The sequence below is a fragment of the Candidatus Poriferisodalis sp. genome (genome assembly GCF_965204125.1).
Classification (GTDB): domain Bacteria; phylum Actinomycetota; class Acidimicrobiia; order Acidimicrobiales; family Poriferisodalaceae; genus Poriferisodalis.
The window spans coordinates 1,420,991-1,441,857 of sequence record NZ_OZ241968.1; the positions used below are offsets into that span (position 1 = coordinate 1,420,991).

The following is a 20,867-nucleotide window of genomic DNA, read 5'->3' on the forward strand; positions in this document are numbered from 1 at the left end:
CGTTAGTGACCCGGTGGCTGCGGATCTCGCCGGTCGCACGGTTGTTGTCACAAGGGCCTCGCACCAGGCCGGCCCGCTGGCCACGGCGTTGCGCGAGCGCGGGGCGACGGTGGTGGTGGCGCCCGCGATTGCGGTGGTGCCCCCGCTCGACGGCGGCCAGCCGCTCGACGATGCCCTGCTGCGGCTCGAGCAGTACAGCTGGGTCGCGTTCACCTCGTCGAACGCCGTGGCAGCCACGTTCGCTCGTGCCGACCGGCGCGGCGTTCGACGCCGCTTCGCACGCATTCGCACAGCGGCTGTCGGACCTTCCACGGCCGTGCGCGTCGAGGCCGAGATCAACCGCCCGGTCACGCTGGTGCCGGAACGACACGACGCTGCCGGGCTTGCCGAAGCCTTTCCCGAACCCGGCGAGGATGACTGGTGCTTTGTACCCCAGTCATCACAGGCCCGGCCGGAACTGGTCGACGGGCTGCGTGCCCGCGGCTGGAACGTCGATGCCGTGAGCGCATACCGCATCGTCACGCCCACGCTGTCCGATCATCTGGTCGCGGATGTGTCCGGCGCAGACGCCGTGACATTCGCCTCGCCCTCCGCTGTGCGCGGTCATATGTCGCAGATCAGCGGCAACGCCGTCACCGGTGAAGTGGTCTGCATTGGCGGCACGACAGCGGCTGCGTGCGCCGAGGAGAACCTGCCGGTGGCCGCAACCGCTGCACGTCCCACCGACGAGGAACTGGTTGAGGCCGTCGTTGCCGCAGTGCACGGCTGATGCAGCCCCGGTGCAACGGCGGCACCCCTACGCTGCGGGGCCGTGACCGAGCCGCATTGGACCAACGCCGAGCTGTTCGAGGCCGCTCAACGTGTGATTCCCGGTGGAGTGAATTCGCCGGTGCGGGCATTCGGGTCTGTCGGCGGCACGCCGTACTTCGTTGCGCGAGCCGAAGGGCCGTACGTCTTCGACGTCGCGGGCCGCCGGTATCTCGACTTCGTGCAGTCCTACGGCGCGATCATCCTCGGCCACGCTCATCCGGCCGTGACTGAAGCCGTCGCGACGGCCGCGGCCGACGGGACGTCGTACGGCGCGCCCACGCAGCGCGAGGTGCTGCTTGCCGAGTTGATCGCAGAGGCCGCGCCCGGCGTGGAGCAGGTGCGCCTGGTGAGCAGCGGCACTGAGGCCGCCATGACCGCGGTGCGACTCGCACGGGGTTACACCGGACGACCGCGGATCGTGAAATTTGCTGGCTGCTACCACGGCCACGCTGACGCGCTGCTGGCGGCGGGCGGCAGCGGCGTGGCCACGCTGGGCCTGTCCGGTTCGGACGGGGTACCGCCGAGCGCCGTGGCCGACACGGTGGTCGCGCCCTACAACGAGGTACCCGAGCTTGACGACCAAGTGGCGGCGGTCATCGTGGAACCGGTGGCGGCGAACATGGGCGTGGTGCCGCCCGTGCCCGGATTCCTGGGGGGCCTGCGTGCCGCCTGCGACGAAGCGGGCGCACTGCTGATCTTCGATGAGGTCATCACCGGCTTCCGCCTCGGCCGTGGCGGTGCCGCCGAGCATTTCGGCGTGACGCCCGACATCTCGTGCTTCGGCAAGGTCATCGGCGGCGGCCTGCCCATCGGCGCCCTCGGCGCAAGCACCGAGATCATGCAGACGCTGGCCCCGACGGGCGCCGTGTACCAAGCCGGCACGCTGTCCGGAAACCCCCTCGCCACCGCGGCGGGGCTGGCTGCGCTCGAGCAGCTCACGCCGGCGGCCTATGCGGAGCTGCAGGCCCGCGCCGGTCAGTTCGCCGACGGCTTGCGCGCAGCACTGACGCGATCAGGCTTCGACGCCGCTGTCATCCAGGTCGGCACGCTCGTGGGCCTGTACTGCGGCCCAGTCGCCGGGCCGGGCTGGGTCGCGGCCGACTACGACGACGCCCGCACCACCGATGAGCAGGCCTACGCCCGCCTGCATGCCGAGCTGCTCCGGCGCGGTGTGGCATTCGCGCCCGGTGCCTACGAGGCGATCTTCGTCGGCCTCGCCCACACGCCCGACGTCATCGACGAAACCCTCACCGACATCGCCGACGCCGCCTCAGCCGCGGCGAATGCATAGCTGGCCGCAGCCGAGTGCGCCGACCAAGTGAGATTGCGCACATGATTCAGACTCCTCATATTCTCTAGAGCCTGATTTCTGCTGAGCTCGCTCCGCGAACTCCCGGTGACGTAAGGAGAGGTTGGATGAGTCTGCGCTCACTGCGTCTCAGCGATCTGCATCGAGAGGCTGCAGCAGCGCGCGCACTCCACAAAATTGTTTTCGAGACGTTTGGGCATTGCACATCATTGGAACTAGCGAAGCTCGTAGCGAACGCGACCGAGAACATCACGAGTGACGATTTCCCAGAGGCCGTTCGCCTCGATTCCCAGTTTCTTGAACTTCGTCGGATCCTTACTCGGACTGAATGGCAGTTGCTTCCGCTTACCGCTCAACAGTTGCGCGAAGGAATCAGACCCCACTTTGCTGTCGACGAGAAGCGCGTTCGGGAAGTTGAGCGAAAGCGCCGGAACGAACAACGACGCCGCCAAGAGCGACAACGTGAGCGCGACAGAGAGCTTGAATTTCTGGAGCGAAAGGCTGTCGCAGAAGCGCGCCTGAAGGAGGCGCGTCGCTCAGAAATCGAAACCGCGTGCACCGAGGCCTTCGAACGTGACTTCCTTGGCGCCGATGCAAGTTGCGTCACTCTGCTGAAGCCGGGGGTCTACGAAGAGGACGACTACCGACAGGACAAGGCCCGCTTCGTGCGGAACTGGGCAAGACAGCAACTGGGCCTTGATCTAGACGACGAACAGGCTGCCGCGGTAGGAGCGGTCGCGGGCAACGTACTGGTCACGGCGCGCGCAGGATCCGGCAAGACGCGGGTGCTGACGACCCGAGCCATCTTTCTGCAGCAGCACTGCGGGGTGCCGCCAAGTCAGATCATGCTGCTCGCGTTCAACCGTGCGGCCGCGGCAGAGATGCAGAACCGACTGCGAGACCAACTGGGCGACAGCATTCCGCACGTAATGACGTTCCACGCGCTCGGCCACGCCCTCGCCCCACCACAAAAAGAGGGAAAGCGGTTGCTCTACGACGACAGAGACGACGGCAAACTGCATCTGACCGAGGTGGTTCAGCAGGTCATCGATGAATTCGTGCGAGACGACCAGTGGCACGGTCGCATCCGCGATCTCATGCTGGCGCATTTTGAGGCCGACTGGGGCCGCATCGAGTCCGGCGGCTATCACCTGAGCGGTGACGAGTTCATTCGGTTCCGCCGTTCGCTTACCCATGAGACGCTGAATGGCGAACGCGTCCGAAACTTCGGGCAGCAGGCCATTGCGAACGTGCTTCTTGAACACGACATCCCGTACCGGTTCGATCACGGATTCGACTGGAGCGGCCGTCGGCTCCGCGCCGACTTCTTCATTCGCGTTAGTCACGAAAACTCGATCTACATCCGGTACATCGATGCGGCCGATAGGCGACCGCGGGACGACGATGAGTGGACGCTGCTCCGCGAGTCGATCGAGAGTGGGGTCTTCAAGGGCAGGCTCCTCGAGATCACACAGGAAGAACTGCTGGGTCTTGGTGCGGCGGGGTTCGTCTCTCACCTGTGCGCAAGGCTGACGGAGTACGGCGCGTCACCGAGCCCCATAGGCCGAGACGAACTGTGGCAGAAGATCAAAGACCGCGCGGTCGACGATTTCAGCAAAGCCATGGAGCAATTCGTCGGGCGCTGCCGACAGCGCAATTGGTCTCCATCCGACTTGAACATGGAGATCATCCGACACGAGACACTACCCGGAGCATCCCACTCGGAGTTGGAGTTCTACCAAATCGGAGCCGCTGTGTACAGCGAGTACCTGCAGAGACTGGAGCGCGACCGGCGTGAGGATTTCAACGGCCTCATGATCAAGGCTGCGGAAGCAGTCGATGCAGGCAGGCTGCGCTTCGCGCGAAAGGGCTACAGCGGATCCGTCTTGGATCTGCGCTACGTCCACATCGACGAGTACCAAGACTTCTCCAGGTCGTTCCACAACCTGACGCAGGCAATGCGGCGCCACAACCCGAGGCTGGAAACATTCAGCGTCGGGGATGACTGGCAGGCGATCAATGGCTTCGCTGGCTCCGATCTCCAGTACTTCAGAAACTTTGGCACGCACTTCTCGCCTGCAATGTCAAGGACCATCTCCCGCAACTATCGATCAGCTCGCCGCATCGTCGAGGCCAGCAATCTCTTGCTCGGCACGGAAGACACCCAGGCCCGACCGGTGCATGCGGACGAGGGCCGCGTTTACGTGTGTGATCTGGAGTCATTCAGACCGCTCCCGAGCGAGCGAAAGGGCCGCGAAGACTCCGGCATCTCGACGACTAGCGAGGGTTTCGAAATGGCGATTGGCCGACTGGCGTACCACGCGGCACAGCAAGGCTCGGTTGTTTTGCTCAACCGGACTCGCAACCCAGACGTGATCCCAGGCGGCAAATTGAGCCCGGCGCTCAAGACGCTTCGCGAGACGTTGCCGAGAGAGCTACAGGAGCGCGTCGCCATCAGTACGGCGCACAAGTACAAGGGTCTCGAGCAGGACACGGTCATCATCTTGGACGCCGTAGCGAACCACTATCCGCTCATTCATCCTCACTGGATGTTCGGACGGATCTTCGGTGACACGCTCGACACAATCGCGCAAGACGAGCGCCGCCTCTTCTACGTGGCACTGACTCGCGCCAAGAAGAGCCTCTACATCTGCACGCAAGGCAGCAAGAGGAGTCCGTTCCTGGTCAACATCGTTCGAAGTCCTTCGGTCGAGCAGTTGGACTGGCACAGCTTGGTTCCGATACCGCGCGATGGACCTGAGCTCTGCGCAATCCGAGTTCACAACTCATACGACGCTCACAAGATTCTGAAGGCCGACGGCTTCACGTTCATGGGTGCAGAGGCTTGGAAGGACAGGCACTGGCTGAAGGTGATGCGCCGCCACGAAGTGACAGTCGACTGGATCCGCGATGCGCCGTGGAACGATGGACACGTCGTCATCAAGATCTTCGATGCGGCCGGCGACTTGGTCTGGTCATCAGAGACAGGTGACCTCAGCGACTGGGACGCCGCAAAGACCTTGGGTTCGTAGCAGTGACGCCGAGTTCCGCCGACGCTTCGCCGAGCGTGCGCTACTCGCCGGGCTTCAGGGACTCCGTCCTCTGTCTCACCAAGCCCGAGCAGAATCAGGTCAACGCTGCGGTGATGCTCTATTTGGAGAACCCGGCACTGCCGGGACTGAAGCTCAAGAAGCTGCGCGGCAAGAGCCCGGCCGGTCAGCTGTGGTCGATGCGCGCATCTCAGGAACTCCGCATCCTTCTGAGGCGCAACGGCCTGGTCGCCGATCTCGTGCACGCCGGTCACCATGACGAGGCGTTACTCAAGGCCGCGCTGATTGGACCGGCAGAGCCCGCGCCACCCGTACCGGAACCCGAAGCTCCGACCGCCGCCGATGGAGATTTGAAGCAGGCGGCCACGAGACGCCATGACAAGCCAACAGCGTCGCATGAGCCGGACCCTCTTGCGACACCGACCGAGGCAAAGGAACAACCTCTGCTGTGGATGTGGCCTGTTGACGCCCTGCGTGACTATCTCGATGCGCACCGCCGTGCATCTGCCGGCGGGAATCAGAATGATCACATCCCCGTTGTCTCAGCTGCACAGGCAGTGATGCTTGTAAGGGCGACTGAAGATGACGCGGAGGATGTGCTGCTGGCTGGTTGGCCTGGAGATGCCAATGCGCCTGTTCGCGCACGACTGCTCGACCTTCTCGTCGATCTGTCTGAGTTGCCCCCACAGGAGTGGCGCGAGGCGCAGCTGACCGCGGACGAAACGGCTGCGGTCGAGCGGTTCGCCAGAGACATCACCGAGAAGGGGGCGGCTGCAGCGCTGTCGGTCGAACTTGGCACCGAGGGCCTGCGGCAGCTTGCGACGGCGCCTATCGAAGCGTGGATGCTCTTCCTGCATCCTGACCAACGCGAGATAGTCGAGCGCAGCTTCGCTGGCCCGGCGCGCGTCAGCGGCTCGGCGGGTACAGGCAAGACGACGGCGGCGCTGCATCGGGCAGCGTGGCTTGCCCGGCACCCGCCCGAGGCCGACATGTTCGGTGCTGAACCGCTGCCGATCCTGTTCACCACGTACGTGAAGACCTTGGTGCCCGTCCTCGAGGCGCTCTATGGGCGGCTGCCTGGCTCGGTGTCCGGTGCTGTCACGTTCACCAACATCGATTTGGCTGCAGCCGAGCTGTGCGAGGAAGCTGGTGACCTGCGCAGCTGGAACGGGGTGCAGAACGAGAACGCGTTCGCGCTCGCCAAGAAGGAGATCGTCAAGCCGGGCACACCGCTGCACGAACTGGGCTGCTCTGACGACTACCTGCGCGAGGAAATCCAACGAGTCATCATCGGCCGCGGCATCGATGATCTCGACAGCTATCTGGGCATCGACCGGATTGGTCGTGAGATGCCCTTCCGGCCCGCCGTGCGGGAACAGGTCTGGGAACTTCGCCTCGCGTGGCGCGATCTCATGGACGCCAAGGGCCTTGAGCACTTCGAAGACCGGATACGACGCGCCCGCGACTACGCACGTTCGCTCGCAGAGCCGCGCTACCGCACGGTCATCGTCGACGAGGCACAGGACCTCACTCAGACCGGCCTTGAACTCCTGTGCGCACTCGTCGCTCGTCGTATTCCGACACCGCAGGGCCCTTCCCGCCAGGAGTTGGGGCCGGATTCGGTACTGATTGCGGGAGATGTTGCGCAGCGCGTCTACCCCGGCGGCTACACGCTGCTGTCTGCCGGAGTCGACGTGCGTGGCCGCAGCCACAACCTCGGGCGCAACTATCGCAACACGCGAAGGATCATCGAGGCAGCCATCGCGTGCGCTGGCAGCTTCACTGTCGCAGACCTTGAGGCCGAGCAGCCAAGCGGTTCGTCTCCGCGCCGCAGTGACGCCGCCCGCGAGACGGATACCGACGGCGTGCCGCCCCGGCTAGTCATCGCTGCCGACAAGTCCGGCGAGCGGCGCTGGGTTGCTGCTGAGATCGCCCGACTGCGCGGTGCCGACACGGGGGGCCTCGCCTTGGGCGATTTCGGAGTGTTTGCCGCTCGGAACGACGACGTCGAAGCTGCCGTGAAGGTTCTGGAGAGTTCGGGCCTGCCAGTCCGGAATCTGAAGGAACCAACGCCTGGCAACGGCGACATTGAGGAGGGCAGCGTCAAGGTCGGCACGCTTGACCGGGCCAAGGGTCTCGAGTTCAAGGTGGTCTTCCTGCTCGGCATCTCGCACGGCGCGTGGCCTTTCACGGCGAAGAAGGGTCTCCGCTCCGGAGAGCGTGCCGACGCTGAGGCTCTGGCGGCCTCCAAGCTGTTCGTGGGTATGACCCGTGCCCGCGACGCGCTCTATGTCTTATGCAGCGAGAAGCCGCATGCGCTCATCGACTCTGGTCGTGTTCATTTCGAGACGATCCGTGTCCCGGTTGGCTGACTGCCGTCCTCGCGACCCAACAGATGTTGAGCTGCGGTACCGGGACTGGGCCATCGAAACGTTGGGCGAACAGAGGCGCACACTCGCCGAGCCGATCAGCCACTCCCCATAGCTGTGATGAGTTCCAATGGAGTGCGCTGGACAATGTCGGCGGCGCTTTTCTATTGGGTTCTGATCTCGGCGTACATGTTGATCGTGCAAGGCGACGAACTCGACTTGGATGCCGTATTTCCCCTCGTCGGCGAAGCTCCTGGAGCATCCGTGTCGTACGCGTCTACGCCGTCCAATCCGCCAAGCGCGGTCGTAGCAGCATTCTGGATCGTCGGCTGCATTGTCGGACTTCCACTCGTGGCCCCGGCCAAGGCAATCGCTGTGGTTCTCCGCATCAGCCTGATCGTGGTCGGCGCCTGTCTGCTGGCAACCGTGACGCGTCTCGGCCTCCTGCTGGTCCCAGTGCTTGCCCTTCAATTGATGGCCTACTACCGAAGTGACCTGTTGTGGCGCTCGTGAAGCGGTGATGTCGCGCGAATCTGTTTGACCAGTTCGGCCCGCTTCACGCCAACGTGAGATCGGCGACGTGACGAACCCCAGGCAGTTCACCGCTCGTCAGATCTGCATAGAGGTCGCGCAAGTGCTCCTCGAGGTCTTCCCGTGTCTTGCCCTGTGTCCGATGGTCAGGGAATTCATCGAGGTAGCCGAGCCACCACTCGTCCTCTTGCCAGTAGACGAACTTCGTGGTGCGCACGCCTGCATCTCCCTGCTGGCCGTCGGCGTCGAGCATCAGGTACCCGAAAATCGTCTCTGAAAGCAGAGGCGGCACCGATACGGTGCCGCCTCGTCGCAACTGTGCCCCAAGCAGCTTCCGTGAGAGGCCGACGAGGAGCGTACGCCGGAGATGATAGCGCGCCAGAGCGAGGTCAGTGCCGTCGAATCGTTCATCTACGACGACGCGACACGAGCGGCCCTGCGTAGCGCCCTTTCTGCGGATCGTTTCGCGACATACCTGCGGCTCGCCCGAGGCCGCGAAGTGCGAGCACTGCAACTCTATGCACGGAATGCTGCATTGGCGTCAGCCATGCACGGCCCACTCCACATGCTGGAGGTCACGCTTCGGAACGCGGCCCACGACTCCCTGTCGGAGACGCACGGTACCGATTGGCTTTCAGGAGTCGCGCTCACCACGAGACAGCGGAAGATGATCGACAGCGCCACGAGAGGACTTCGACAGCAAGGCAAGAAGGTCACGTCGAGCGGGCTGGTAGCTGAGATGAGCTTCGGTTTCTGGGTGGCACTCTTCGCCAAGCGCTTTGACCAGCAGTTGTGGAGAGTTGCACTGCACCGGGCGTTCGAGCCGACTCCGGCCCGTTCTGAACTGCACCGGCAGCTAGAGCAGCTTCGCGCTCTGCGCAATCGCATCGCGCATCATGAACCCATACTCAAGCGGGACTTGAACGGCGATTACGAAGCGCTCTTGGAGGTGCTTGCGATGCTGTCTCCGGAGGTGAGCAACTGGGTGCGTCACTACAGCCGCGTCCCGGAGGTACTCACGACGTCGACTTCGCGGATCATGCGGTTCTAGCGGTACGTCAGCGAGCTTGGCGTCGACGACGCTCAGGTGCGGTCGCGCCAGAGCCGCGCCATCCCGGCCGCCGCCCGGTAAATGCCGCGGGGGCCGAGCGGACCGGCTCTGCCCTGCAGCAGATCTGTCGAAACGCGCATGGCCAGGTTCCCCATGCGGGGGGAGCGGATCGCAAGCTGTGTCAGCTTCCTCATCAGCCCGGGCTGTCCCAGCGCGCGTGTCGTCAGCCGGCCGAGATGGTGGTACCGCTCCCAGCGCGCGGCAAGCACCGCCTCGTAACGCCGCAGCTCGAGTCCGTCGTCGGCGTCGAGCGCCCGCCCGATGACCTCGGCCGCCAGCCGGCCGGTAGCGAGTGCCGGGCCGACGCCGTCGCCGTTCCAGGGATTGACGCTGCCGGCTGCGTCGCCGACCACCACCCAGTTCGGTCCCGAGCGCGGGCGCACCGATCCTCCCATCGGCAATCGGCCGCCGGCCGGTTCGCTGCGAGGCCCGGCAGGATCGATCTCCCAGTGCTCGGGGACCTGCTGGGTCCACTGTTCAAAGAGGTGCTCCAGGGATATGGCCTCGTTCCCGTAGTGGTGGCTGAGCAGGCCCACTCCCACATTGGCCGTGCCGTCGCCTACCGGGAATACCCAGCCATAACCCGGCAGTTGGCTCCCGGCGCGATCAGCCAACGCAAAGACCGACTCGATCCATGGCTCGGCGTGGCGCGGCGTGGGGTAGTAGGCGCGCATCGCCAATCCCTGCGCGTAGGTCCGGGTGCGCACGGTGCCGAGCGCCCGGCCGAAGTTCGAACGCGGACCGTCGGCGATGACGACATAGCGAGCCCGCGCAACCACGTGCTCGTGCAGCGCACCGCTGGCGCCCCGAGCGATGCAGCCACGCAGGTGACCATCGGTGATCAGCGGCGCTGTGACCTCCGTGCCGGTGAGCACGCGCGCCCCCGCCGACTGTGCTCGGGCGAACGTCAGCGCGTCGAGGCGCGACCGGCGCACCACCACGCCGTAGCCGGGCCACTGCTCGCCCTGGGGCCATGAAACCTCAAGGCTCTGCCCGTGGGCGGTGATCCGCAGCCCGTGATGCCGGTGCCAGCGCGCAGCATCCGGATCACAGCCCATGTCGATGAGCTCGCCCACCGCGACGGGTGTGAGCGCATCGCCGCAGACGCGTTCGCGCGGATGGGTCGAGCGCTCGATGAGCAGCACATCGCGTCCTGCCTCCGCCAACCAGTACGCGGCAGCGCTGCCCGCTGGCCCGCCACCGACGACGAGCACATCGCAATCGAGTGTCTCACTCAAGGCATGGCGCTAATGGCCGCCGCCACCCCCGCCGCCGGACAGGGCGCCGCCGCCGAGATGCTCCCACTCGGCATCGCGCTCGGCTGCCACTTCGTCGCTGATCGCTTCACCGCCGATCACCTCGCGTACATAGCGCGCAACTGAATAGAGCTGATGCTCGTTGAGCACATCGCCAAACGCGGGCATGGCGGCTGCGTTGTCGCTGCCGCCGGAGATGTGCGCGCCGCCGGGCCGGTTGGGATCGCCGTAGACCTGCCCGAGCCCGAGGCCTTCGGAGCCCACCGAGATCCACTCGATGAACGAGTCGTCCAGGCTCGGGAATGTCAGCAGCACCTCGCCGTCCCACAGCGGGCGCCCTACCAAGCCCCCGTCGGAACCAGCGCCGTCACCGCCGTGACAGCTCGAGCACCTCACTGCGTAGGTGGTTGCTCCCTCGTTGATGGCGGTGATCGGTTCGGGGGGTGGCTCGGTGAGCTTCACGTACACGAACGCCCACAGCGGCAGGCAGAACAACACGGGCAGCACCCAGATCGGTATCCGATGCCGCGTCTGGGCCGCGATCACCCATGACGGATCAGGCGGAGCTTCAGGTTCCACTTCGAGCTGTGCCGCCTCGCGCGCGGCAGCAATCATCTCGGCTTGGGTAGGCCCAGCGGCCGCAGTTGCTCCGGCTGCGGGCGCCGCTGCGCCCGCATCACCGCCGCCACTGCTGCCGTCGTCTTCGAGCACCCCCAGCGCGATGCGACGCTGTCGCGAGCGCTCCAACAGGTACTCGGGAACTTCGGTCACGGGATCCTCCGCGGGGTCGCCCCCAGGGGTTCTGGCACAGCGGCAGTGCCAAGTTCGCAGGGCACGATACGCGCCCGAACGCACCGAGGCGCAAGTCTGCCATGCAGCCACGCTGATGGCGCAGACTGTCACGCCCAATTGGGCCATCCGATGAGGCCGTCCGAATGGGTCAGCCCGAATTGTGGCGAGTGCTGGCTGTCGTGCTAGAACATCACGCGCCATGGCCGGGGCGCCGGTAATCTTTGCCCCGGTCTCGCTGCGGCTGACGCACTCGATGCACTATCGATTGGGCCAGTTCGCAACAGTCCTGACACGCCGACGGGAGAACGCGGGAGGAACACCGAGTGGTTGCACTCGTCACATCGATCCTCGTCACCGCGCTGATGGTCTACCTGCTGGTGTGGTACGGCAAGCGCCGCCCGACCGACCGTCCCACTACCTGGGGCGAAGCCATGCTCGGGGCCGCCTACGTCTTCATGCTGATGCTGCTGGTGTTCGGCATCGTGCCCGACCGCTGGATTCGCCTGACCGACAACGAGTGGGGCTGGTCGGTGGAGCGCTTCCTGGTCACCGAAGGCCAGTTCATGGAGTCGCCGATCCTGTTCCCGCCGACGCGCATCGACCTCAAGAAGGTCAGCGACATCGTGGTCGTCATCGAGCACCTGATCGCGTTCATCGGACTGCCGGTGCTGGCGATGTGGTGGCAGAAGCGCGACAAGGCCCAACCCGCCGCCGAGCCGATCTCCGATTACGGCCGTCCACTGGTCAAGGGCAACTGAGGGCAAGACGAATGGCTGCCAACGACGCGAACCCGCCGATGCCCAAGTTCCGGGATGACTACCTGCTGCAGCAGGTCGACGCCTCGTACCTCGATGCGGCCGTCAAGCCCAAGCAGTTCATCAACATCGACCAGTCCGAGTGCATCCAGTGCGAGGGCTGTGTGGACATCTGCCCGTGGAAGTGCATCTGGTACGTGTCCACCGAGGCGGTCGACGAAGCCGTCGGCGTGGATCTGCCGGGGCTCGATCCCACCGACAACGCCATCTTCATCATCGACGACGACGTGTGCACCCGCTGCGCGCTGTGCGTCGACCGCTGCCCGACCGGCGTGATCACGCTGGGGCGGGTCAGCAACAACCCCCCGCCGGCGGGCGACGTCCACGGCCGCACCCACACCCACGGCTACGCCTACGGAATGCGCCTGTAGGCCGGCCGGAATGCTCGTACTGCTGAGACTGCGAAGGACCCGGTCCACCTAGACCGAAGAGATATGGCGAACACGCTCGAGTCCCCCGATACCAAGCCGAAGCTGCCGCAGCGTCTCCAGAACGCGCAGCAGCAGGCGGCCGATTGGATGCAGGACAGCCAGTTCTGGACGTCGATCTTCCGGCCCGGTTCGATCTTCCGCAAGGGCTACACCGACAGCCCCCGGAACAGGTCCTACGTCATCATGAACAGCGTCCTGTACCACCTTCACCCGGTGAAGGTGAAGCGGCACGCCGTGAAGGTGAGCTACACGCTGTGCCTGGGCGGCCTGAGCTTTTTCCTGTTCATCCTGCTGACGATCACGGGCATCTTCCTGATGTTCTTCTACCGGCCGACCGACACGGCCGCCTGGGCCGACATCGAGAGCCTCCACACGCAGGTGGCGTTCGGCCTGCTCGTGCGCAACATGCACCGATGGGCCGCTCACCTCATGGTGATCACCGTGTTCCTGCACATGGCCCGCGTCTTCTATCACGGGGCCTACAAGGCACCGCGAGAGTTCAACTGGGTCGTCGGCGTCATGCTGCTGCAGCTCACCTTGCTGCTCGCCTTCACCGGCTACCTGCTGCCGTGGGATCAGCTCGCGCTGTGGGCGGTCACGGTGGGCACGAACATGATGGGCTTCACGCCGGTATTCGGCGAGCAAGTCCGGTTCGTACTACTAGGCGGCCAGCAGATCGGAGCAGAGACGTTATTGCGCTGGTACGTGCTGCACGTCTTGATGCTCCCCTTTGTCATCGTCATCTTCATGGCGATCCATTTCTGGCGAGTGAGAAAGGACGGAGGCATTTCGGGGCCGCTGTAGGAAGCCTGAACGTCCCGAGCCATCAGCATGACTGAGATCCCCGAACACCTCCTGCGCCGCAGTGCCGAAGCCAGAGCCCGCGCAACCGGCGCGCCCGCGGCCGGCGAGGGCGAGGCGCCGGCCGCCGCGCAGCCCGGCGACGACGACGGTGTCACGATCCCTCGTTCGCTGCTGGAAGCCAGCCAGCAGCCAGGTGGCGCACCTGCGGTTGCCGGCATGGCGGCGCCTGGGGGTCCCGCCGCTGCGGGCGGAGGGGTGGCCACCTCACTGCCGCCGCTGATGGGCGGACCCGCAGGCAATACTCACCGGCTGCTGACGGTCGTCAAGTCGGGCTCGATCCAGGACGTCAAGGCCAGCCCGGGCGACAAGGTCCACGTCTGGCCGCACTTGCTGGCTGCCGAATTCACCGCAGCGCTGTTCATCACGGCCTTCACGCTGGTGTTCTCGCTGTTCATCAACGCACCGCTGCTCGAGCTCGCCAACCACAACGAGACGCCCAACCCGTCCAAGGCGCCGTGGTACTTCCTGGGCCTGCAGGAACTGCTCACGATGTTCGACCCGATGATCGCCGGCGTGACGATCCCGGGCGTTGCGCTGATACTGCTGGCCTTCGCCCCCTATGTCGACAAGAACCCGTCTCTGCGCCCCGAAGACCGCAAGTTCGCCATCTCGGTCCAGACGATCCACCTCATGTTCTGGGCAGTGCTGGTGATCATCGGCTCGTTCTTCCGGGGGCAGGGCTTCAACTTCACCTACCCGTGGGACACCGGTCTGCACGGCATCTTCCACCTGTAGGAGCACGTCGGCATGTCCACCGGAACCATTCTCGCGATTGCCATCCCGGTCATCGTCGTGCTGGGTGCCGTGGTCGCGTTCGTCTCCTTGCGCCGTCGCGACGCCACCGGCTTGGGCCACCTGTCACGCGAGACCCGCCGACGCGACGAGCTGGCAGCGAGCGCCGGCGACGACGCTGCTGCTGGTGACGACACCGGTGCATTCGGCGTCAGCGCGCAAGCACAAGAGCTGGAGCGCTCGGTGGCCGCCGAGCGCCGCCCGTCGCCCGTCGCCACCGCGGAGCCCGAGCTGCCGCAGGACTGGGCGCCGCCGCCATCCGACGAGGTGGGTGTCACCCGCCGGCAGTTCCTGAACCGGTCCTCGGTGTTGCTGATGGCGACGGGTCTCGGCACCTTCAACGCGGCCATGCTCGCTTTCCTCTGGCCGCGCCCGACAGGCGGATTCGGCTCGAAGATCAAGATCGGCACGGTGGCTTCGGTTGACGAGGCGATCTCGTCGTCCACTCCGGCCGAGAACTTCTCGTACTTCTCCGAGGCGCAGAGCTACATCCAGCCGTACCCGACCGATTCGGCGACGCTGTCCAACGCAGAGACGGTGTACGGCGGTGCGGTGCTCGAAGGCATGCGGCTGGGATACGTCGCGCTGTGGCAGGTCTGCCCGCACTTGGGCTGCAAGGTGCCGGTGTGCGGCAGCTCGCAGTGGTTCGAGTGCCCGTGCCACGGCTCGAAGTACAACCGCGTCGGCGAGAAGAAGTCCGGGCCGGCACCCCGTGGGATGGACCGCTTCCCGGTGACCATCGAGGGCGGCAACGTCTTCGTCGACACCGGCAAGGTGTCGCAGGGACCGGCGATCGGCACCGACAGCACGGGCCAGGGCCTCGAGGGGCCGCACTGTGCCTGAGCTCAGCCACATGCTGGCCGTCAGCACGGAGCGTTCGATCGCGATCGTGCTCCTAGCGGTCGTCGTGGTCGGCTGGGCGATCTACGTATTCGTCAACATCCGCCAGGCGAAGTCCGAGGCCGGCAGCGAGATCGAGTTGGCGCCCAACCGCGGCAACCTGCCCGACGACGAGGAACTCGAAGGCCGCCGGCTGGAGAAGGTTCAGGCCTTCGGCGTGCTGATGCTGCTGATCATGGCGCTCGTGCTGCCCGTCTACTGGATGCTCGAAGGCGGGCGCCGTTCAGGTGCGGAAACGTCGTTCTCTGAAGCTGCCGTGAGTCGGGGCGAGGCCGTCGCAACCGCAGCGGAGTGCTTCGACTGCCACGGCGCCGATCTCGGCGGCGCGCGTTTCGCCCCGGTGGTGCTCGACATCGGACACCAGTTCTCCGACAAGGAGTCGTTCGTCATCAACACGACGTGGGAGGCGCCGTCTCTCGACGACGTGTTCACGCGTTTCGACACCGATGCCGAGACCCTCGACGAGGTCACCGAGGTGCGGCAGATCCTGGTGTACGGCCGAGGCGTCATGCCGGCGTGGGGCCTCGAGGGCGGCGGTCCGTACAACGATCAGCAGATCGACGACCTCGTGGCATGGCTGTGGGCCAACCGGATCGGCGCAGACCAAGACGCAGCAGATGCCGCGGACGACGAGATCCTCCGCGAGATCGTCGCGTCCGCAGTAGGAGACGATGAGATCGCCGAGCTCTTGGTCGACGAAGCAGCAGGTGCCTTGGAGGACAACCCGCTCAACGAGGAGGCCCACGCTCGGGCCACGGCGCGGTTCGAGGCTGCCAGAGCGTCAGATGTGTATGCGGGAGCCTCGGACGGGAAGATCTTGTTCGATCTGCATTGCGCCCGCTGCCATACGCCGCGCTGGCCGGGTCGCGGCCTCGCGCAGTTGCCCAACAACGGCGGAACGGTGGAAGTGCTTCCCGGACCCGACGGCGCCGGCCGCTACGGACCCGCGCTCAACAGCGTGAGCCTCGAGCGGCTGTTCCCTGACATCGAAGATCACATCAAGTTCGTCGAGGAGGGCGCTGCGAACAATGTGGCGTACGGCCAGTTTGCACGCCTCGGCAACTACGGCATGCCCGGCTTCAAGCGGGTGCTGACCGAAGACGACATCCGGAAGATCGTCGAGTACGAACGAAGCCTCGACCCGCAGCGCCAGGCCTCGGTCGGCTTCGATCTGTTGCACGAAGCGGGAGACGACGAATGACCGCCTCGCACCTTCTCGGCATTGTCAGCTGGGATCCGGTACTCACCGGATACTTGGCCGTGATCATCGGCATCGCCGTGCTGTGCGGATCGGTGTACTTGCTGCTGGCCACCAACCTCGGGGTGCGTCTTGGCTTCCTGGTTGCGTGGACCGGGCTGTGGGGCTGGATGCTGCTGATGTCCATCGTGTGGTGGGTGTTCGGCATCGGATGGATCGGCAGCCAGCCGGGATGGAACGTGTTGCAGGTGACCTCCAATCCCGCAACGGTGCTGGTCGACGAGGTGCAGCAGCTCGAGGGCATCCCCATCGATCAACCGCCCCCCGGCTGGATCGAGATCGTGATCAAGGAGAAGTCCGACGACGACGCCGAAGAGGTCACCGATCCCGAGATTGTCGAAGCTCAGGCGTTTGCGGCTGACGCCCGCTCGGCGGCCGATGGACATGTCGTCTGCGACGGTGCAGACCCGCGCCGGCTGCTGGCTGTGAATTCGTGTTTGTTCTCGGCCGCGGACGAATACAAGACGTACCGGGTGCTGATCCGGGGCGGCGAGCGGTACCGGCCGTTGAGCATTCCCGACAACGCTGTCACGCAGTACTTCCTGCCGAGCAGGGGCAGGCCGCACTACGCCGTCGTGCAGATCCAGCCGTACCAGCCGAGGGTCGAGATCGATCCGAACGTGTTCGGCGACGACGGCAAGATCGTGGTGCCTCAGCCCCAGATCGACGAGAACGAGCCGGTGTACTCGGTGGTGCTGGTGCGTGACCACGGCAGCGTGCGGCTCCGCCCGGCCCTGCTCACGATCTTCTCTGCCCTGCTGTTCGGCTTGGGCTGCTACCACCTGCATCGACGGGATCAGGCGATCTGGGCGGTGCGCGAAGCTGCGGGCCAGTGACCGGCTGGCCTGTTTTGGGCCAGACTGGGGCCGGCATCTGATCACCGACGCGCCGAGGGGGTCCGGGGCATGAACAATGGCTTGGCGGAATACCTGCCGGTGTTGGTTCTCGGCGTGCTTGCTGTGCTGTTCGTGCTGGTGAGCATCATCGCATCGCGGCTGCTGGCACCCCAGCGCAGCACGAATGCCAAGCTGGCGTCGTACGAGTGCGGCATCGTCGACCAGGCCGCCATTCCCGAGCGATTCCCGGTGCGCTTCTACCTCGTGGCGATGCTGTTCATCATGTTCGACATCGAGATCGTCTTCCTGTACCCGTGGGCGGTCGCGAACAGCCAGCTCGGCCTCTTCGGATTCATGGCGATGCTGATCTTCGTCGTGATCTTCTTCCTGTCGTTCGTCTATGAGCTGGCCATGGGCGGGCTGGAGTGGGGCCCGCGCAAGCGCCGCGTCCTCCCGCTGCCGCCTGCCAGCCGCAGCGGCATCACTGGCGTGCGCACGGTAGGGCTGACCGGCCGCGAGCACGTCCCCGACGCAGCGTGGAGCGGCGCACAGCAGCCCAGCAGCGGCACGGCGGCAGGCTGATGGCGGGCATCGACGATCTCAAGTCGCGACTCGGCATCGACGACGGTCTCGCCGGGCTCGGTCACAACGTCTTCACCGCACCGGTGGAGGAGCTGGTGAAGTGGGCACGCCGGCGCAGCCTGATGCCGGCCACCTTCGGACTCGCCTGCTGCGCCATCGAGATGATGGCGACAGGCACGGCCCACTACGACCTGGCCCGCTTCGGCATGGAGACGTTCCGCGCATCGCCTCGTCAAGCCGATCTGATGATCGTGGCGGGCCGCGTCAGCCAGAAAATGGCACCCGTATTGCGCCAGATCTACGACCAGATGATGGAGCCCAAGTGGGTGCTGTCGATGGGTGTGTGCGCGTCCAGCGGCGGCATGTTCAACAACTACGCCATCGTGCAGGGCGTCGACCAAGTTGTGCCGGTCGACATGTACGCACCCGGCTGCCCGCCGGGACCCGAGACGCTGCTGCATGCGATCCTTGCGCTGCACGAGCAGATCCGCACCGGCGAGCTGACCCAGCGCCGGGCCGAGCGCGGCGGCGGCGCTGCGGTGGATCTGGCGGCGCATGGTGTGCCGCAATCGGGCACGGCGGCACATGGTGTGCCGCAATCCAGCACGGCGGCGCGCTGATGGCAGACGAGGGCGCAGCAGCCGACGACGCCGCGCCAGCGACAGAGATCGCTGAGCAGCCGACCATGTTCGGCGTGCCGTGCACCGACGAGCGTGGCCAGCAGGTGCTGCATCCGAGCCGCGACGAGTACCTCGATGTGCTCGGCATGGCCGCTGCCGATGGTTTCGAGCTGTGCGTCGATGTGTGTGCGGTGGACGGGCTCACCAATCGCGGCCGTGCCGTGGCGCCCGGCATCGAGCCGGAACGCTTCGAAGTGGTGGTGAACCTGCTGGATCTCCGTGGCCGGCGACGGCTGCGCATCCGCACCCAAGTACCGGCCGACGATCCGCAGGTGCCCTCCGCGGTCGGGCTGTACCCGGGCGCCGAGGCACCCGAGCGGGAGGCGGCCGACCTGTTCGGCATCAGCTTCAGCGATCATCCCGATCCGAGCCGCATTCTCATGCCACCCGACTGGGAAGGCCACCCGCTGCGCAAGGACTACGCCATCGGTGCCATCCCGGTGCAGTTCAAGGCGGTGGAAGGCCGATGAGCACTGCAACGGCCGCCGCCATCCGCCGACCGACGGACGCCGTGCTGCGCATCTCCGAAGAGGCTGCGCTGGAAGCTGCCGTTGTCGAAGATGACATGGAGGCCGTCACACCAGAACCTGGCGACGGGCCGATGCTCATCAACATGGGCCCGCAGCACCCGTCCACCCACGGCGTGCTGCGCATCGCGATGGAGCTCCAAGGCGAGACGGTGCTGCGCTCCAAGCCGATCATCGGCTACCTGCACACCGGGATGGAGAAGACCGCCGAAGACCTCACATTCCTGCAGGGGCCCACGAACGTCACCCGAATGGACTACGCCTCGCCGCTGTTCACCGAGCTGGTGTTCTGCCTCGCGGTCGAGGATCTGCTGGGAACGGAAATCCCGCCGCGAGCCACGTGGATCCGCATGCTGATGTGCGAGCTGAACCGGATGAGCTCCCACCTGCTGTTTCTCGCGACCAATGGCATGGACCTCGGCGCAGTCGGGATGATGCTCTACGGGTGGAAGGAACGCGAGGAGATCCTGCGGTTCTTCGAGAGCGTCACCGGCTTGCGGATGAACCACAACTACATACGCCCAGGCGGCGTGGCAGCCGACCTGCCCGACGGTTGGCAGGACGACGTGGAGCACATTCTGACGGTGCTGCCCGACCGGCTCGAGCAGTTCGACACCTTGATGACCGGCCAGCCGATCTGGAGAGACCGCACCCAGGGCGTCGGTGTCATCACCTCCGACGAGGCCATCGCCATGTCGGCCACGGGGCCGCTGCTGCGCAGCACCGGCGAGGCGTGGGACTTGCGCCGCACCATGCCGTACCTGGCGTATGACGAGGTCGACTTCGACGTCGTCGTCGGCGCCTACGGCGACACGTTCGATCGGTACTCCATCCGCCTGAACGAGATCCGTGAGTCCATGCGCATCGTCGCCCAGTGTCTCGACAAGATGCCGAAGGGCCCCTACCGCACCGAGGACCGCAAGGTCACGCCGCCTCCGCGGGCTCGCATCGACGAGTCGATGGAAGCGCTGATCCATCACTTCAAGATCTTCACCGAGGGCTTCCGGGTGCCGTCCGGCGAGACGTACGTGGCGGTCGAGTCACCCCGCGGCGAGCTGGGCTGCTACCTGGTCTCCGACGGCGGGCCCAAGCCGCAGCGGGTGCACATCCGGGCGCCCTCGTTCGTGAACCTGCAGAGCCTGCCGCATCTGATGTACGGCGGCCTGCTGGCCGACGCCATTGCCATCATCTCCTCAGTCGACCCGATCATGGGGGAAGTCGACAGATGAGCATTCGCGAACGCCGCGTTCTTGCCTGCTCCGCGTCCGACGGTGAAGGGAGCAGCCGGTAGTGAGCTTTTTCACTGAGGAAAACCGGACGCTGGCGCGCGAGATCATCGGCCGCTACCCGAAGCGCCGGTCAGCGATGATCCCGCTGCTGCACGTCGCACAGGCGCAGGCCGGCTGGGTCACTGAAGACGCGATGGTGGAGATCGCCGAGCTCGTCGACACCACGCCCGCCGAGGTGCTCGGCACCTGCTCGTTCTACGAGATGTTCAAGCGAGAGCCCGTTGGCAAGTATCTCGTGAACATCTGCGCCACCATGTCGTGCGCGCTGGCCGGCGCCGCTGAGCTCATGGAGCACGCCGAGGAGCGGCTCGGCGTGCGCGCCGGCGGCACCACCGCCGACGGCCTGTTCACGCTGGCATCCGCGGAATGCCAGGCGGCGTGCACCGAGGCGCCCTGCCTGCAGGTGAACTACCGCTACCGCTACCGGGTCGACACCGACGGGTTCGACCAGCTCGTTGACGATCTCGCTACCGGTGCCCTCGACGACGAGATCCCGCCGCATGGGGTCACTGCCCGCGTGCGCCAGCACATCCCGGCCGACCGAGCAGTCGGCGCCGTGCCTCCCGAAGCGGTCAACGAGCCGCCGGTCTGGATGGCAGCACCCGCCAGCAATGGGGCAGGTTCGGCGTGAGGGCCCCCAGCCGCCGCGTTGGCGTGCGGTCCGC

At 65.7% G+C, this 20,867-nt stretch carries 20 protein-coding genes and 1 pseudogene; 18 read left to right on the forward strand and 3 right to left on the reverse strand.

From position 1 onward, the window contains the following. Positions 1 to 13: 13 nt before the first annotated feature. From ACOGXD_RS06725 to ACOGXD_RS06745, 5 genes are all read left to right on the forward strand, one after another. Positions 14 to 769 (forward strand): uroporphyrinogen-III synthase, encoded by a 756-nt coding sequence (locus ACOGXD_RS06725; protein ID WP_419917107.1) that lies wholly within the window; start codon positions 14 to 16, stop codon positions 767 to 769. A 42-nt stretch (positions 770 to 811) separates the two neighbouring features. Beyond that, on the forward strand, positions 812 to 2,101 hold the full coding sequence (gene hemL / locus ACOGXD_RS06730; protein WP_419917108.1) for a glutamate-1-semialdehyde 2,1-aminomutase: 1,290 nt from the start codon (positions 812 to 814) through the stop codon (positions 2,099 to 2,101). Between the two features lie 125 nt (positions 2,102 to 2,226). Then, the gene (locus ACOGXD_RS06735; RefSeq protein ID WP_419917109.1) at positions 2,227 to 5,151 is read left to right on the forward strand and encodes a UvrD-helicase domain-containing protein; all 2,925 of its coding nucleotides are present in this window, start codon (positions 2,227 to 2,229) and stop codon (positions 5,149 to 5,151) included. Positions 5,152 to 5,153: 2 nt separating this feature from the next. Further along, complete coding sequence (locus tag ACOGXD_RS06740; protein ID WP_419917110.1) at positions 5,154 to 7,541, forward strand: 3'-5' exonuclease; 2,388 nt, start codon at positions 5,154 to 5,156, stop codon at positions 7,539 to 7,541. A gap of 144 nt (positions 7,542 to 7,685) precedes the next feature. After that, positions 7,686 to 8,051: a hypothetical protein gene (locus ACOGXD_RS06745; RefSeq protein ID WP_419917111.1), complete on the forward strand. Its 366-nt coding sequence runs from the start codon at positions 7,686 to 7,688 to the stop codon at positions 8,049 to 8,051. A gap of 43 nt (positions 8,052 to 8,094) precedes the next feature. On the opposite strand, the gene ACOGXD_RS06750 is transcribed toward ACOGXD_RS06745, so the two are convergent. Further along, positions 8,095 to 8,322, reverse strand: a complete 228-nt coding sequence (locus ACOGXD_RS06750) for a type II toxin-antitoxin system HicB family antitoxin (RefSeq protein WP_419917112.1) — start codon at positions 8,320 to 8,322, stop codon at positions 8,095 to 8,097. Between the two features lie 114 nt (positions 8,323 to 8,436). On the opposite strand from ACOGXD_RS06750, the gene ACOGXD_RS06755 reads away from it, so the two are divergent. Continuing rightward, complete coding sequence (locus ACOGXD_RS06755; RefSeq protein WP_419917113.1) at positions 8,437 to 9,120, forward strand: hypothetical protein; 684 nt, start codon at positions 8,437 to 8,439, stop codon at positions 9,118 to 9,120. A 32-nt stretch (positions 9,121 to 9,152) separates the two neighbouring features. Here ACOGXD_RS06755 and ACOGXD_RS06760 read toward each other — a convergent pair whose 3' ends face one another. Both ACOGXD_RS06760 and ACOGXD_RS06765 read right to left on the reverse strand, forming a co-directional pair. Beyond that, positions 9,153 to 10,418, reverse strand: a complete 1,266-nt coding sequence (locus ACOGXD_RS06760; protein WP_419917114.1) for a geranylgeranyl reductase family protein — start codon at positions 10,416 to 10,418, stop codon at positions 9,153 to 9,155. 9 nt (positions 10,419 to 10,427) lie between these two features. After that, entirely contained in the window at positions 10,428 to 11,207 is a 780-nt protein-coding gene (locus ACOGXD_RS06765; protein ID WP_419917115.1) for a c-type cytochrome, read from the reverse strand. 344 nt (positions 11,208 to 11,551) lie between these two features. Here ACOGXD_RS06765 and ACOGXD_RS06770 point away from each other — a divergent pair, with 344 nt between their 5' ends. The 12 genes and pseudogenes from ACOGXD_RS06770 (at position 11,552) to nuoE (ending at position 20,833) form a co-directional block, all read left to right on the forward strand. Next, positions 11,552 to 11,986 carry a hypothetical protein gene (locus tag ACOGXD_RS06770; RefSeq protein ID WP_323671406.1) on the forward strand — a complete coding sequence of 145 codons (435 nt, stop codon included), beginning with the start codon at positions 11,552 to 11,554 and terminating at the stop codon, positions 11,984 to 11,986. A gap of 11 nt (positions 11,987 to 11,997) precedes the next feature. Next, on the forward strand, positions 11,998 to 12,414 hold the full coding sequence (locus ACOGXD_RS06775; protein WP_419917116.1) for a 4Fe-4S dicluster domain-containing protein: 417 nt from the start codon (positions 11,998 to 12,000) through the stop codon (positions 12,412 to 12,414). Positions 12,415 to 12,561: 147 nt separating this feature from the next. Continuing rightward, the gene (gene extP, locus ACOGXD_RS06780) at positions 12,562 to 13,278 is read left to right on the forward strand and encodes a selenite/tellurite reduction operon b-type cytochrome ExtP (protein ID WP_416246634.1); all 717 of its coding nucleotides are present in this window, start codon (positions 12,562 to 12,564) and stop codon (positions 13,276 to 13,278) included. Positions 13,279 to 13,305: 27 nt separating this feature from the next. Beyond that, positions 13,306 to 14,073, forward strand: a complete 768-nt coding sequence (locus ACOGXD_RS06785) for a menaquinol-cytochrome c reductase cytochrome b subunit (RefSeq protein WP_419917117.1) — start codon at positions 13,306 to 13,308, stop codon at positions 14,071 to 14,073. Positions 14,074 to 14,085: 12 nt separating this feature from the next. After that, positions 14,086 to 14,973 carry a ubiquinol-cytochrome c reductase iron-sulfur subunit gene (locus ACOGXD_RS06790; RefSeq protein WP_419917118.1) on the forward strand — a complete coding sequence of 296 codons (888 nt, stop codon included), beginning with the start codon at positions 14,086 to 14,088 and terminating at the stop codon, positions 14,971 to 14,973. Beyond that, on the forward strand, positions 14,966 to 16,231 hold the full coding sequence (locus ACOGXD_RS06795; protein ID WP_419917119.1) for a c-type cytochrome: 1,266 nt from the start codon (positions 14,966 to 14,968) through the stop codon (positions 16,229 to 16,231). Before ACOGXD_RS06790 ends, ACOGXD_RS06795 begins: the two co-directional genes overlap by 8 nt. Continuing rightward, positions 16,228 to 17,124 (forward strand): hypothetical protein, encoded by an 897-nt coding sequence (locus tag ACOGXD_RS06800; protein WP_419917120.1) that lies wholly within the window; start codon positions 16,228 to 16,230, stop codon positions 17,122 to 17,124. Before ACOGXD_RS06795 ends, ACOGXD_RS06800 begins: the two co-directional genes overlap by 4 nt. Before the next feature lie 69 nt (positions 17,125 to 17,193). Next, positions 17,194 to 17,706 (forward strand): NADH-quinone oxidoreductase subunit A, encoded by a 513-nt coding sequence (locus tag ACOGXD_RS06805; RefSeq protein ID WP_419917121.1) that lies wholly within the window; start codon positions 17,194 to 17,196, stop codon positions 17,704 to 17,706. Further along, positions 17,706 to 18,245 (forward strand): annotated as a pseudogene (locus tag ACOGXD_RS06810) (NADH-quinone oxidoreductase subunit B); the annotation flags it as partial. The gene ACOGXD_RS06805 and the pseudogene ACOGXD_RS06810, both read left to right, overlap by 1 nt. An 80-nt stretch (positions 18,246 to 18,325) precedes the next feature. Then, positions 18,326 to 18,856 carry an NADH-quinone oxidoreductase subunit C gene (locus ACOGXD_RS06815; protein ID WP_419917122.1) on the forward strand — a complete coding sequence of 177 codons (531 nt, stop codon included), beginning with the start codon at positions 18,326 to 18,328 and terminating at the stop codon, positions 18,854 to 18,856. Continuing rightward, entirely contained in the window at positions 18,853 to 20,142 is a 1,290-nt protein-coding gene (locus tag ACOGXD_RS06820; protein WP_419917123.1) for an NADH-quinone oxidoreductase subunit D, read from the forward strand. Before ACOGXD_RS06815 ends, ACOGXD_RS06820 begins: the two co-directional genes overlap by 4 nt. 61 nt (positions 20,143 to 20,203) lie before the next feature. Further along, positions 20,204 to 20,833, forward strand: a complete 630-nt coding sequence (gene nuoE / locus ACOGXD_RS06825) for an NADH-quinone oxidoreductase subunit NuoE (protein WP_419917124.1) — start codon at positions 20,204 to 20,206, stop codon at positions 20,831 to 20,833. Positions 20,834 to 20,867: the final 34 nt, after the last annotated feature.